Raw genomic sequence first — 13,946 nt, forward strand, 5'->3', positions numbered from 1 at the left:
GCGGGTACTTCCTCGGTGCAGGCATCGTCTGGGCTCCTCTCGCAAAAACCCATCTGACCCTCTGTCACCACTTCCCGCATCTCGGGGGAACCTCAATCCCGGCTTCCCCCACGCCATGCTCGCCAGTGACCACATACGCGTACAGACCCGCGGCGACCTGAAGATCCAAGCCCGCCATTGACGGACGCACGCAGGGCGGCATCTTGCCGCCCCCGCGCCCATCGCCAGTCGACCACCCGTGATCAGACCTTCACGATGAGCAAGACGGACCTCGCGCACTGGAGGAGCCCGACGTCCCGGCCTTCGGCCTCGTGGACCGCGCATGAGTCCATCGGGTTGCGCGGCCGGTGTCCAGCCCTCTGCCTCTTCGTCGCGCCCGCCATGCTGCCTGCGTGGTTCCAGGAGTTCCCAGTGGGCGTCAGAGAAGTCACTGGAATACGGGCGGCCCCCTCAATTGGTCAGGAGTGCCGGCGGGCGGCCAGGCGAGGGTGTGTCCAGCCAGTGGTGTAACTCGGTTGTCGGGTTCTAGCGGCGGGCGGCCGAGAGTCGTCCGTCGAAGGTGATGTCGAATGCTTGCGGGCTTCCAGCGGATCGCCCAGCGTCGCCGTCCTGTCCCGGTCGGGTCCAGGCTCATCACCGCCAGATACACGCACTTCAGCGCGGCTTGCTCTGTCGGAAAGTGCCCGCGGGCGCGCACAGCCTTGCGGATGCGTGCGTTGATCGACTCGATGGCATTGGTGGTGCATACGATCCGGCGGATCTCCACGTCGAACCGCAGGAACGGCACGAACTCCGACCAGGACGACTCCCACAACCGCACGATCGCCGGATACTTGCTTCCCCAGGCCTCGGTGAACTCCACGAACCGCTCCAGCGCGACCTCCTCGGTCGGCGCGGTGTAGACCGGCTTCAGTCCACGCGCGATCTTCTCCCAGTCCTGCCGCCCGCAGTACTTGAACGAGTTGCGCAACAGGTGAACAACGCACGTCTGCACGATCGTCGCAGGCCAGACCGTATTGACCGCGTCCGGCAACCCGGTCAACCCGTCGCAGACCAGCATCAGCACGTCCGCGGCGCCGCGGTTCTTGATCTCGGTCAGCACCTGGAGCCAATATTTCGCGCCCTCGCCCCCGTCGCCGACCCACAGGCCGAGGATGTCGCGGTGGCCCTCGGCGGTGACCGCCACGGCCATGTAGACGGGCCGGTTGGCGACCTGCCCCTCCCTGATCTTGACGTTCACACAGTCGATGAAGACGACCGGGTAGACCGCGTCGAGCGGCCGGTTCTGCCATTCCGTCATCCCCGCGACCACGCTGTCGGTGATGGTGGAGATGGTCTGCTTGGAGACGCTCGCCCCGTAGACCTCGGCCAGGTGGGCGGAGATCTCGCCGTGGGTCAGGCCCTTGGCGGACAGGGACAGCACCATCTCATCGACACCGGCAAGGCGCTTCTGACGCTTCTTGACCATCATCGGTTCGAAGGTGCCGGCCCGGTCCCGGGGCACCTCGATCTCGACGGTTCCGATATCGGTGGTCACAGTCTTGGCCCGGTGGCCGTTACGGCAGTTCTCCCTCCGCCCGGCCTCGGCCCGCTCGCCGTTCTCGTGGCCCAGGTGGTCGGTGATCTCGCCCTCCAAGGCGGACTCCAGCAGCTTCTTGGTCAGCTGCTGCAGCAGACCGCCCTCGCCGGCCAGCTTCATCCCGCCGTCCTTCGCACGGGCCATCAGCTGCTGGACCAGGGCGTCGTCCACGACCTCGTCCACGGTCACCTCCTGGGCCTTGGTGTCACTCACCACGTCAGTCATCAACTGTCGCTTCCAGCTCGGGAGTTACACCAGTGACCGTACAGTCCCGCCCCAACTGAAAGGGCGAGGCTAATACTCCAGTGCGGTTTCGTGATCTAATCAGCGGGTCCGTCGGCGGATCGTCGTTGGTAGTGGCTGCGTCGGGCTGTTGCCTGGTGGCGTCTGCGCCAGGTGGACCAGTGCAGCAGTCTGGCGGCAGTCATGGCCGGTGGGGGGAAGACGGCGACGAGCAGGTGACGGATCTCCGGGACGGTCAGCATGATCGGATCGTGGCTGCGGGCGGGGTGTTGCGGATCGGCAGGCCGGGTGGGGTTCGCGTCGGCGGCGAGGGCGGTCAGGAAAGGCCAGGGCCAGCATGGCGAGCGTGATGTGCCGGTGCCATGAGGTCCAGTGCCTGACCTGGTAGTGATCCAGGCCGACCTGGCTCTTGGCGGCCTGGAAGCATTCCTCGACGCTCCAGCGGACACCGGCGACGCGGACCAGCTCGTGCAGGGTGACCTGGGTAGGTGACCAGCACAGGTAGAAGGCGAGTTCACTGGTGGTCCGGTTGCGGCGGATCAGCAGGTGACGATGGACGCCGGTGCCGATGTGGATCCAGGCCCAGTCGTAGTAGCGCGGGCCTTTCGCGCCGGCTCCGGCGCTGTGCCGCTGCCAGGCAGAGGCGGGCAAGCGGTCGGCGAGGACATCGGCGCGGACAGGGGTGCGGCCCTGGTTGATCCGGACCCGGGTGGAGCAGGCGACGGCCATCACGTAGCCGATGCCGGTCCGCTCCAGGCGTGCGCGGGTCCTGGCCGTAGGCTTCGTCGCCGGTCACCCATGATGCGCTCACTCCGGCGTCCAACGCGGCGGCGATCATCTCCCCGGCCAGGCGGGGCTTGGTCGCGAAGGGTAGGTCCTCGGGCACCCCGGCAGCGTGGCGGCGCCCGGGATCTGAGCACCAGGAGTGCTCGGGCAAGTAGAGCCGTCGGTCGATCAGCGCGCGTCCCCGCTGGGTGGCGTAGGCGAGAAACACGCCGACCTGGGAGTTCTCGATCCGGCCGGCTGTGCCGGTGTACTGGCGTTGCACCCCCGCCGACATGCTGCCCTTCTTCACGAAGCCGGTCTCGTCCACGATGAGAACGCCGTCGTCGCCGAGGTGGTCGACAATGTAGGTGCGGACGTCGTCACGGACGGCGTCGGCATCCCAGCGGGCATAGCGCAGCAGGCGCTGCATCGGCCCGGGCCGGGCCAGGCCGGCCTGTTCAGCCAGTTGCCAGCAGTTCTTCCGCTCGGTAGCCGACAGCAGCCCGAGCAAGTAGGCGCGGGCCGTGGCCCGAGGCTCGACTCGGCCGAACCGCCCGGCGATACGGGCCACAACCTGGTCGAACAACACCCGCCAGCGGGCAGGGTCTACGCTATGGCCCGCGGCCACCGCACGATCTTCGTTTGTCCACACACCAACCGATGATCACGCGGTGGCCGTACCCGTTCCCAGCCGGGTCCGCCACAAGATCGCGAAGTCAGACTGGAGTACTAGATCATCCAAGACGGCCAAGTACACCACCGAGTAACAGAGTGTGGCAATACGCTTGACGCTCAGCGACAGGGTTACCCACTCCGCCGCCCCTTGATGGGGCTCGACGCCGGGAGGACAACACCGAGGCGCCGGCGACTTCCGTCCCGGCCTCCGCCACCGCGACTGACGGCGGCGAGGCGCGGCCCGGCGACGCGCAACCGGCTGAGCGCGTCCCGATCCGCGGCCGCGCCGCGCATCCCGCCCGTCCCTTCCTCCTTCACACCAGCCAAGGGACATGGGCAGAGCGGCCGCGGCCGGGGATGTCAGCGGGCCGACCACGGCAAACCCGCGTGGTGACCTGCACGGACACGGGGACGGTCCTGCGGGCCGCGCAACATCTAGCGCAACCCTTGGCGCAACCCGTGCTCCTGGTCGACCGAGGCGTGCGGTCACGCTGCCTGGACGGCCCGCCGGGCGCGGGCCAGCTGCCGCAGCTCGGGGCGCGCCGCCGGCACCGAGGGGACGGTCTCCCAGTAGGGGTGCCACCACAGCCGTACGGACAGGAGCAACAGGCGGCGGCGCAGGGCGGTGGTGTCGCGGGGGCGGGGTGCGGCGAGCGCGTCGTAGGTGGCGTTCCAGGCGGCTTGTGTCTGCACCAGGTCGTCGGGGAAGTCGGTCACGTCCATACCAGCATTAGATCGCCCGTTCGAATCCCTTGTCACTTCGGACACTCGCTGGCCGGCGCCGTGGTCGGGGGTCGCGCCCGGCGTGGTCGGCCTCATGGTCGGGGCGACCACACGGACTCAGCGGCGGCGGAGTTCCTCAGCCCACTTCCGAAGCGGTCCTTCGAGGACCAGGTTGTCTCCGCGGGCCACGGTCTGGAGCAGCTGGGCGCACACGGTCGCTTCGGCAGCGAGCCCGGCCGGCCTGCCCAGCACGGGGAAGGCGGCGCGGACGCGGGTGGCAGTGTCCGCCAGCGGCCCAGGGGCCGGGGCGGTAGCCGGCCGGAGGGCGGGCTGCGGGACCGCGCCAGGGTCGGCTAGACCATGTCCGGGCGCAGTCGCGGGTCAGCGGCGAGGAACTCGCGGGCCGACCGGAGGCCCCGGGCTCCGGCGAAGCGCTCCAGGGCGGTGCGGATGTCCACCAATCCGGCGTCGACCGCGTCGAGGCGGCAGATGCCGAAGTACCCTAGCTTGTTGTGGTCCTCGGTCAGGAGACCCGAGTGTGGCGCCGGGTCGGGCACCTCGGGTCTGAGGCGTACCGCGAGGACGGACGGGCTGCGGCTCGGCTGCGGCGCGGGCATCGGCTTCGTCGGCGGTCGAGGGTTCGGCAGCATCGGAGTCATGATTCCGACGGCGGAGACGTGATGCCACGGGAAGGAGTACTCCCGGTACGGTCCGCGCTTCCCTCCGGTGAAGAGAATTCCCGATGAGGAGATTACAAGTTCGTCGGGTTTACCGGGCAGGGTGTTCCACATCAGGGCCGTGACGCCTGTTGCGAGCAGTGTGAGCAGTCCTGCCACGAACGCCGCCCACCAGGGCGTGGTGAAGGCCAGGAACACGGAGGCACTGGTGCCAAACCCGTCGCCGGCCACCCATCCGGTGCGCCAGTTCCTCAGCATCTTCTTCCTGCTGCGACGGAAGCAAACCCCGTCGTCCCGCCGAACGGGTCGCAGCGGCTGCCCGTGACCGGGGCCCCGGGACAGCAGGACGTCTCCGGCGGTGTTGACCGCGCGCCGCTGCGGGCGGGGCCGACCGGCGGCGTGCAGGTCGGCGTCCACTTCGCGGTAGATCTCGTCCAGGGTCAGTGCGCAGGGCTTCTGCAGCGCACGCAGCAGCGCTCCGGTGAACGCGGTGTACTCCTCACCGGCGGGGGCGTGTGCCGGTGCGTTGGCCGTGGTGGAGGAGAGGGTGTACGTCCCGGCGATGCGGAGCTGACCATCGACCACGGAGCCGTCGCCGGCGAGCGCCTCGATCGCACGTCCGGAGAAGCAGCAGTCCAGGACCAGGACACGGACCGCCGCGTGGCTGTCCGCGATCTCCCTGCGGAGCGTGTCGAAGGGGAGCGCGGAGTACGGCAGCGTCTCGCGGTCCGTTCCCCCGAGGGCCAGGTAGAGCTGCCCGCGCTCGTCCAGGACGCCGTGCCCGGCGTAGTACACCAGCAACAGGTCCGTGGCGTCCGTCGCCGCCAGGGCGAGCGGGCGACCCACCTCGTGCAGGTGTTCCGGGTCGACGACGACATGGCACCGCGGCTCGGAGACCGAGCCGGTGACCTCGTCGGCGAGCACCGCGGCGAGCGCGGTGACGTTCCTCTTCACGGCCGGGATGTCGGGGAGCTGGGAACGCTGCGTGAAGGAACCGCAGCCCATGATGACGGCCCGGGATGCCGCCGGATCGGGTATGCGCTTCACTGCGAGGCGGTTTCGGAATCCACGAGCGCGGCCACCTGGCGGGTCAGTGCCTCAACGTCGGTGATCTGCTGGGCGTCCACCGTGACCTTCAGGCCGTCCGCAGTCTCGAGGGTGATCCTGACGCTCGACCGCCGCCGGGAGAGCCAGGAGAACAGGGAGTGCGTCAGTACTGTGCCTGCCCCGCCGGCCCCCAGGGCCACCACCAGCACGTCGTGGGGGGATCCCATCTCTCCGGGGGCCACGTCGCCGTGCCGGAGCACTACCCGGCCCCGAAGGTCCTCCTCGTGCTTCAACCAGTCCAGTAGAGAACGAAGTTCATCCGGCCCGTTCGCACAACTGATACGGAGTGTCTCGCTCCGCCCGATGCCTGTCGCCATGCTGTCATTCTGGCCAAGCCACACCGGTCCGGAGGCCCTTTTCCTGGGAATCCGGCACCCGGGAACGGGAGACGCCACGCACCTCGGAGCGGTGTCGCTCCCGTCCGGCGGGTCTGCCTCAGCGGCCCGGCGGTTCGGGGTAGCGCCGGCGGCGCCGGTCGGGGTCGTCGACGCCGATCTCGTACCAGGGCTCGCCGCGCTGGAGCCGGGGCAGGGTGTTCACCCAGACCGCGACGGCGATGCCCTTCACGTCGTCGGCGAGTGCCTGGAGGCGGTTGTCGAGCAGGTGCTCCTCCTTGCCCGCCAGGACGACGTGCAGCCGCGGGAAGGTCTGGGAGCGGGTGTAGCGGTGGCGCTGCCAGAACGGGAACGTGTTGCCGATCGTGCCGCGGGCTCCTTCCCAGACGCGGTATCGGCACGGATTCGACTCGCCCCACAGGCCGGAAGGACGCAGTTTGAAGGCCTCCCCAGATCTGCGACCCGGTCACCGGGGACTACGCGCGCCACGAGGCACGCGCCACGGCCACCGTCCACGCCGCCGACCCTGCTGAATGGCGGCTTCGTACCCAGCCGCATCGCCACGCCGCCCCAGTGGGCATCCTCTGCGGGGCAGCGGTGTGGTGTGGGCCCGGATGCATTCCGCCGGCGCCGCGGCTACCGCGGGCGCGGTCCGACGTCGTGCTGCACATGAGCTGTGGCCTGCCGCTGGCCGGGATCGTGCTCGTGGAGGTGCCGCGCGGGCTGTCGGAGGCCGTCGCACGGCGGCCTCCGACCGGCGGGCTGAGGACCTCTGCCGCCCGCTCCAGGCGTGCGCGGGACTGATCGATCAGACGTGCCAGCCGGTCTTGAACGGAGGGAGCATGGGCGTCTTCCCGTGGCGTCCCGGTGTGCACCGCCCGCGCGGAGGGCGGCGAGACACTGCCGTTTGGCTTCCAGGTCCGCCCAGATGTCCGGGCGCCCTGCCGCTCCTTCCTGATTCACCCAGAAGATTCTGTCGGAGTCCGGCTGGAGGGAGCCGGAGTCGCAGTCCGACGCCTCCGACCGCGTCCAGCCCAGGAGCGCGATCGGCAGCTCAGCGGACAACGCACTCGCCGAGGCCTTCAACGCGACCTTCGAGCGCGAAACGCTCCAGGGGCGCAAGCACTGGTCCAGCGAGCGCGAAGCCCGCCTCGACGCGTTCCGCCGGCTGCACCGCTACAACACCCGACGCCGTCACTCCCGTCTCGGACAACGCAGGCCGATCGCTTACGAGACAGCGTCCAAAACAACATCAACTACGCTGGCACCAGCCGCATAACCCGTGTCCAGGATTCGGGGTCAAGGCCAGGTCAAGGCCCACCGAGTGGCCGTCGATACGCCACTCCAGCGGACGTGACCCACGGTCGTCCGGCTGTTCCGCGCGGGCCGGCCGGTCGTCCAGGACGAAGATCGCCGCTTTCCCGTCGTCGTAGACGGCCCCGCAACAAGCCGGATCATTGTTCATCGCCGTACCGAACTGGATCCGGGTCTCTCAAGCGTGGAGACGCGATGACGACCCAAGGGTCATCCCTTGCGCAAGTCGGGGGCCGAGGCGCCGAGCAGAGATGTGCGGGCCCGGTTCCAGGCCGTGTGCATCGCGGCCTGGACCGCTCTGGACGTGTATCCGAGCACGCGCACAGCGGCTCCGCAGCCGGCGGGCAGTTCCGTGACCCCGGCAAGCACCTCCGGCATTTCGGCGAGCGCTTCCCGAAGCAACGCAACGATGTCGCGCGGCGGCATCCGTGAGCACACCACATACAGAGTGGCCAGGACGTCGTATTCGCCCAGCAGGCCCGGCGACCTCGGGTCGTCGAGGCCGCCGGGACGCAGTCGCACGGTATCGGTGAACAACAAGGTTCCATCCAGCGCCCTGACCTCGGTCTCCATCCAGCACAGGTCGTAGGCGTGGGCCTCGTCGTGGGCCACCCTGCCTGGCAGCAGGACCTCACCCATGATCACCGTCGCGTCCCGTGCTGTCGTCAGGCACGTCCGCTGGAACAATCGTGACGTGCGGAACGGCACGATCGGATCCGGCAGGTATTCCAGCACCGCACCGGCATCGACTCGCAGGTTGACCAGCTGCGTCGCAAAGTTGTCCCGTGCGCCGAAGACCTTGGTGGCGGCCTGGGTCGTGATGTGAGCCGCGGAGCCCGGGGCGCAGTCGATGTCCACTCGGTACCGGTCGCCCTGGACCAGCCCGTCGCCTTGCTGCTGGAGGAAGACGAACGCCATGTCCGGCCGGACCGGGTCAAGGTAGATCGGCCGAAAGATGTGCAGAGGTGCCCGCTGGTACTGCCGTACCACCTTGGTGCTTCCCGCGAGCGGGGCCAGTTCCAGGTCGAGTACTCCGGTCTTCCCCGCGGCCCCCACCGCCAAGCCGTCCCGGACGGTCCCACCGAACGCGAGAAGTTCCTCGGGCAGGCCGGTGGGCGTGCACCATGCCGAATCGTCCCGTCCGCTCATCCCGAATGGCCGTTGGGAACGAACCGGCCGATCACCCGCTCGATCCGGCTTTCGACCTCAGCGAGCCCTTCACCGGTGAAACAGTTGGCGAAGACGAACGGGCGTCCCTCGCGCACCATCCGGGCGTCCCGGTCCATCACCGACAGATCGGAGCGGACAAGCTCGGCCAGATCGATCTTGTTGATCACGAGCAGGTCGGAGTGCGTCACTCCCGGGCCGCGCTTGCGCGGGATCTTGTCGCCCTGCGCGACGTCGATCACGAAAATGAAGTAGTCGGCGAGGGCGGCGCTGAACGTCAGCGTCAGGTTGTCCCCGCCGGACTCGACAAGCACGACATCGGCGTCGGGGAACTGCTGCGTCAGTTCAGTGACGGCGTCGAGATTCATGCTCGGGTCGTCTCGTACCGCTGTGTGCGGGCAGGAGCCGGTCTCGACACCCACAACTCGTTCCGGTGCGAGCACGCCGGCCAGGGTCTGCCGTACATGCTTGGCGTCTTCGCTGGTGAAGATGTCGTTGGTGACGACCAACGGATTGTGCCCGGCATCGATGAGCAGGGGGACCAGCGCCTCGATCAGAGCTGTCTTGCCCGAACCGACCGGCCCTCCGATACCGATCCTGGCGATACCCGGTGCCCGGACGGGGGCGAACCGGGATGCGTGGCCGTGGTCGTGGCTGTGTGACTCCGTCACGGATGTCTCCTTTCTCAGCTGGCGAACAGGCGGAGTTCGGCTTCCTCGTGGCGCATGGCCATGACGTCCAGCAGGGGCGTGCAACTGACGATGCCGAGCACGCCCTTGTCGACGGCGGACGACGCGACCTCGGACATGACCGGTCGCACGTGGTGCAGCACTGCCTGAGCAGTACTGTGGTCCGTCACCGCGAGCCGCACGGCGGCTGCGACCCAGCTGGCCGAGAAGGCGAACAACTCGCCTGCCACGGCTTCGAGGCGCGGCACACCGAGACAAGCACTGAGGACGCCGAGGACCACCGCGTGATTGCCCGGTGCCCGTCCCTCGACGACCTCTCGCGCGTATTGCCGCACGGCACGGTCGCCGAACGCCGACGTCGCGACGCGCAGCAGCGCCCGCCCCGTGCGCGCGGAGGTCTCCCTGCTCTCCCGTGAAACCTTCACCGCGGTCAACCGCTCGTCGGCACCGACGACCGACTCCAGGTCGACCCGGTCCGGCGCGGGTGTCGCTCGGTGCGCACATGCCAGTGCCACACCGTCGGACGGTCCGACCGCGAACCGGAGATGGTCACTCAGCAGGGCCGACAGCGCTGCGGGGTCACTGGGCGTAGTCAGGCGGCCGGTCTGGACCAGCGTCTCCAGGCCGTGGGACAGGGTGTAACGCCCGCTCGGAAAAGCCGAGTCGCTCATCTGCAGGACAGACAAAAACCCAGTCATCGATGCGGCACCGGGCTCCTGCGACTCGTGTCCGGGCATCAGACGATGTAGTAGAGCTGAGACATGGACACCTCTTCGGAGGCGGGCACGACAGCCGGCTGCCCATCCACCTTCACTTGGTAGGTCTCTGTGTCGACGGAGATTTCCGGAGTCAGGTTGTTCCGGACCATCTGCGCCTTGCCAACCGTGCGGCAACCGCGAACCGCCTCGGTCCACCTGTCGATGCCGAGCCGTTCCATGACCCGGCCCTCTACCGCCGCCTGCGAGACGAAGGTCACCGACGTACGGCCCGCCGCCTTGCCCAACGTGCCGAACATGGGTTGCAGCAGTACGGGTTCCGGCGTCGGGATGGACGCATTCGCGTCTCCCATCACCGACCATGCGATCAGTCCACCCTTGATCACGCACTTAGGTTTCACACCGAACATGTTGGTCGGCCACAGTACGATGTCTGCCAGTTTCCCCGGCTCGAGCGAACCGACGACGTGACCGATGCCATGGGTCAACGCGGGGTTGATCGTCAGCTTTGCCAGGTAGCGGAGGATGCGCTGGTTGTCGTCGCCCTCGGTCTCTCCGGGCAGACTGCCGGTCACCTTCTTCATCTTGTCCGCGGTGCGCCAGCAGGTCGTGACGGTGTCCCCGACCCGGCCCATGGCCTGCGAGTCCGACGAATACATGCTCAGCACGCCCATGTCGTGCAAAACGTCCTCGGCCGCCTCGGTCTCAGCCCGGATGCGGGACTGCGCGAACGCCACATCCTCCGGATTGTCCGGGTTCAGATGGTGCGTCACGATCGTCATGTAGAACAGGTTGTCCGTGGTGTCGGTCGTGTAGGGGCGCGTCGGATTGGTCGAGGAAGGAAGCACGTTCGGGAGTGAGGCGATAGCCATCATGTCCGGAGCGTGACCGCCTCCCGCGCCCTCGGTGTGGTAGCTGTGGATCGTGCGGCCGTCGATCGCATCCAGGGTGTCCGCCAGATACCCGCTCTCATTGAGCGTGTCGGCGTGCAGTGCCACCTGTACGTCGTACTCGTCGGCGACCGAGAGGGCGCAGTCGAGGGCCGCGGGTGTGGCCCCCCAGTCCTCGTGGATCTTCAACCCGCAGGCACCGGACTCCACTTGCTCACGCAAGCTCTCCGGCCTGCTGCTGTTGCCCTTGCCCATCAGGCCGACGTTCACGGGGAGCGTAGCGGTGGCTTCCAACATCCGTGCCATGTTCCACGGACCCGGCGTGCATGTCGTCCCCTTGGACCCGTCGGCGGGACCGGTGCCACCCCCGAGCAAGGTGGTCACCCCGCTGGAGAGGGCGTGCGGGATCTGATTGGGTGTCAGGAAGTGAACGTGCGAGTCGATGGCGCCGGCGGTCGCGACGAGCCCTTCACCGGAGATCACCTCGGTACCGGCGCCGATGACCAAGTTCGGGGACACCCCGTCCTGCACATGGGGGTTCCCCGCCTGGCCCACCCCGACGATCCGTCCGTCCTTCACCCCGATGTCGGCCTTGAGGATTCCCAGCACGGCATCCATCACAATGACCGAGGTGATCACCAGATCCAGCGCGCCGTCGGCATTGCGCAGTCCGGGTGCCTGTCCCATACCGTCGCGTACGGTTTTGCCGCCACCGTAGATCGCCTCCTCGCCCGGGGTGATCAGGCTGCGCTCCACCCGGGCGATCAGCTCGGTGTCGGCGAGGCGGAATCGGTCTCCCGCTGTCGGGCCGTAGAGCGAGGCGTACTGCCTTCTGGAGATCGTCGTCATGACTGCTCCCGTATTCCGGAGAAGCCCAGGTCGGCGGCGCGGGCCAGGGCCCGGCGAACGGTCCACCGGGCAGAGATGCCACCGTCGAGCAGTCCGCTGAACCCGACCACCCGGCCGGCGCCGCCGAACTCGACCAAGTCGACCTCGCGCTCGTCACCTGCCTCGAAGCGGATCGACTGCCCCGACGGCACGTCGAGGCGCATGCCCAGGGACGCCGGGCGGTCGAAGTCGAGCGCCCGGTTGATTTCGAAGAAGTGGAAGTGCGAGCCGACCTGTATCGGCCGGTCCCCCGTATTGCGCACCGAGAGGCGCAGGGTGCGCCGACCGCTGTTGATCTCGATCGGTTCGTCGGAGAGCAACCACTCGCCTGGAATCATCGTCGTCCCTCAAGGAATCGGGTTGGCCACGGCCACGAGCTGCGTCCCCGTACGGAAGGTGGCCTCGACCTGGACCACGTTGACCATCTCGGGAACACCGGGGAGGACGTCGTCCCGCGTCAGCACCTGTTTGCCCAACTCGGTCACCTCAGCCACCGACTTCCCGTCCCGGGCCGCTTCGAGCAACGCCTCGGTGATCAGCGCGATCGATTCCGGGAAGTTCAGTCTGAGGCCGCGGTCCTTGCGCCTCCGAGCCAGCTCGGCCACCTGGTAGATCACGAGTTTCTCGGTCTCCCGGGGGCTGAGCATCAAGGACGACACCCATGTCTCGATGCGTGGTTGTCCGGGGCCGCTTGCGGCGGTCATCTCAGAACCCTGCGAGGCCCTGCGGGCTGTTGTACGGGATCTCCGCACGGGTGACCTCGCTGAGCGAACCGTCCGGCTGGACCGCGTAGCCGACCAGGACCGAAGCGTTGGCGTAGATCTGGTACAGGTGCGTGCCGTCCGGGGACAGCCAGTTGTCACTCGGACCGCTGCTGACCGTACCGTTGAGGGCCCGGAACGTACCGTCACCCGGCACCCTCGGACACGCCGAATCATGTACCACCGACACCACATCACCATCGATGCGGAAACTGCTGATGTCGCTATAGCCGAAGTTCGTCGCGAAGACCCACTTGTCGTCCGGCGACACCGCCAGCCAGCACAGCTCGGAGGGCAGCCCCGCACTCGTATCGATCTTCACCACCGGGCCCGTACCGATCTCACCACGCTCATTGAGCGTCGCCAAGGCGATCCCGTCGGCGACCGCATAACCGATCACCAGGTGATCCGGCCGGTGGTGCAGGAACGCGGGATAGAACGGCGAACCGCCACCGCCGTCCTGGAACATCCCCTCTCCCAGCGAACCGTCCGACTGGACGGGGAACACCACAATCCCGTCAGGGTCGGGCGCGTTGGAAGCCACCGACTTCTTCGACCCGTCCGGCTGGTCCGCCCACAGAATCGGCGAACCGTCCGGGTTGGCCTTCGCCGGCTCGTCGAACGTCGTCCCCACCACCAGGAACTTCCCGTCCGGCGACAGCACGGCCATCGTCGAGACCCGCAGCAGCTTGTCCGGGGTATTCACGGTGTACCCCTCGGGTCGCGCACTGAGCCGGCCCTCACCATCCACCGACATCAGCCGCACATGCTCCGGTCCGAACGCATGCAGCACGAACAGCGTGCCGCTCTCCGGCGCGAACGCCAGCGACTTCGCTGTGCCGCTCCGGCCCGGCACGATGTTCCCCGTCCGCTTCACATCCAGCAGCGACAGCTTCCCGCCGTCACCCACCGCGAAGCTCGACACCGAGTTGTCCCCACCGTTCGTGGTGAAGAGGAACCGCCGGTCCGCGGACACGATCACACTGCCCGCCCCCTCGAAGGCGTTCGGCGCGCTTTCCTGCCCGCTGATCGGCTTGAACACCCCTGAGCCGGCACCGCCCGTGGACACTCGCTCCACCTCGGTCAGCGACCCGTCCGCCCCACGAGTGAAATGAACAACCTCGTTCTTCACACCATTGGTCTGCATGTACAGATGACCCGCGACCTGCATGTCCTGCTCCATCACAGTTCCTCCAGCCAAGACATCTTTCAAAGATCATGTTCAGGCAGCGGCTCCCTCGCATCAGGGAGCACCCCAGCACACACCCCGGTCAGTACCGTGACTGCATCGGTGACCGGGATGCGGTCCCTCTGAGGCACTGATGTCAGTGTGGATCCGCGGATGCGGTCCCAGGCCGTCGCGCGGGCGGTGCCGTACCGATCGGTGACCTGCACGGTTGCCGCGTCCGGGATGCCC

Annotated in this window: 12 protein-coding genes and 3 pseudogenes; 1 reads left to right on the forward strand and 14 read right to left on the reverse strand. The window is 67.9% G+C overall.

What is annotated here, in order from left to right; genetic code table 11:
• Nucleotides 1-525: 525 nt before the first annotated feature.
• The 7 genes and pseudogenes from ACWDUZ_RS35255 to ACWDUZ_RS35285 form a co-directional block, all read right to left on the reverse strand.
• Nucleotides 526-1,804: pseudogene (locus ACWDUZ_RS35255) on the reverse strand (IS256 family transposase).
• A 95-nt stretch (nt 1,805-1,899) separates the two neighbouring features.
• Nucleotides 1,900-2,064, reverse strand: a complete 165-nt coding sequence (locus tag ACWDUZ_RS35260) for a hypothetical protein (RefSeq protein ID WP_451635941.1) — start codon at nt 2,062-2,064, stop codon at nt 1,900-1,902.
• A 79-nt stretch (nt 2,065-2,143) separates the two neighbouring features.
• Nucleotides 2,144-3,176: pseudogene (locus ACWDUZ_RS35265) on the reverse strand (IS701 family transposase); the annotation flags it as partial.
• A gap of 572 nt (nt 3,177-3,748) precedes the next feature.
• Nucleotides 3,749-3,985 (reverse strand): hypothetical protein, encoded by a 237-nt coding sequence (locus tag ACWDUZ_RS35270; protein ID WP_451635908.1) that lies wholly within the window; start codon nt 3,983-3,985, stop codon nt 3,749-3,751.
• Nucleotides 3,986-4,338: 353 nt separating this feature from the next.
• The gene (locus ACWDUZ_RS35275; RefSeq protein WP_451635909.1) at nt 4,339-5,709 is read right to left on the reverse strand and encodes a caspase family protein; all 1,371 of its coding nucleotides are present in this window, start codon (nt 5,707-5,709) and stop codon (nt 4,339-4,341) included.
• Entirely contained in the window at nt 5,706-6,086 is a 381-nt protein-coding gene (locus ACWDUZ_RS35280; RefSeq protein WP_451635910.1) for an effector-associated constant component EACC1, read from the reverse strand. The genes ACWDUZ_RS35275 and ACWDUZ_RS35280 overlap by 4 nt, the downstream gene beginning before the upstream one ends.
• A 118-nt stretch (nt 6,087-6,204) precedes the next feature.
• On the reverse strand, nt 6,205-6,336 hold the full coding sequence (locus tag ACWDUZ_RS35285; RefSeq protein WP_451635911.1) for a hypothetical protein: 132 nt from the start codon (nt 6,334-6,336) through the stop codon (nt 6,205-6,207).
• Nucleotides 6,337-7,140: 804 nt separating this feature from the next.
• On the opposite strand from ACWDUZ_RS35285, the pseudogene ACWDUZ_RS35290 reads away from it, so the two are divergent.
• Nucleotides 7,141-7,383: pseudogene (locus ACWDUZ_RS35290) on the forward strand (integrase core domain-containing protein); the annotation flags it as partial.
• 245 nt (nt 7,384-7,628) lie between these two features.
• Here the strand turns inward: ACWDUZ_RS35290 and ACWDUZ_RS35295 are convergent.
• The 7 genes from ACWDUZ_RS35295 to ACWDUZ_RS35325 form a co-directional block, all read right to left on the reverse strand.
• Nucleotides 7,629-8,336 (reverse strand): urease accessory protein UreD, encoded by a 708-nt coding sequence (locus ACWDUZ_RS35295; RefSeq protein ID WP_451635912.1) that lies wholly within the window; start codon nt 8,334-8,336, stop codon nt 7,629-7,631.
• Between the two features lie 227 nt (nt 8,337-8,563).
• A complete protein-coding gene (ureG, locus tag ACWDUZ_RS35300; protein WP_451635937.1) occupies nt 8,564-9,190 on the reverse strand; it encodes an urease accessory protein UreG in 627 nt (208 codons plus the stop codon).
• An 80-nt stretch (nt 9,191-9,270) separates the two neighbouring features.
• Complete coding sequence (locus tag ACWDUZ_RS35305) at nt 9,271-9,945, reverse strand: urease accessory protein UreF (protein ID WP_451635913.1); 675 nt, start codon at nt 9,943-9,945, stop codon at nt 9,271-9,273.
• A 65-nt stretch (nt 9,946-10,010) separates the two neighbouring features.
• Nucleotides 10,011-11,729 carry an urease subunit alpha gene (gene ureC / locus ACWDUZ_RS35310; protein WP_451635914.1) on the reverse strand — a complete coding sequence of 573 codons (1,719 nt, stop codon included), beginning with the start codon at nt 11,727-11,729 and terminating at the stop codon, nt 10,011-10,013.
• Nucleotides 11,726-12,106, reverse strand: coding sequence for an urease subunit beta (locus tag ACWDUZ_RS35315; RefSeq protein ID WP_451635915.1), 381 nt, complete (start codon nt 12,104-12,106; stop codon nt 11,726-11,728). Before ACWDUZ_RS35315 ends, ureC begins: the two co-directional genes overlap by 4 nt.
• Nucleotides 12,107-12,115: 9 nt before the next feature.
• A complete protein-coding gene (locus ACWDUZ_RS35320; protein WP_411093682.1) occupies nt 12,116-12,418 on the reverse strand; it encodes an urease subunit gamma in 303 nt (100 codons plus the stop codon).
• Between the two features lie 55 nt (nt 12,419-12,473).
• Nucleotides 12,474-13,712, reverse strand: coding sequence for a beta-propeller fold lactonase family protein (locus tag ACWDUZ_RS35325; protein ID WP_451635916.1), 1,239 nt, complete (start codon nt 13,710-13,712; stop codon nt 12,474-12,476).
• Nucleotides 13,713-13,946: the final 234 nt, after the last annotated feature.

Source organism: Streptomyces sp. NPDC003393 (assembly GCF_053589015.1).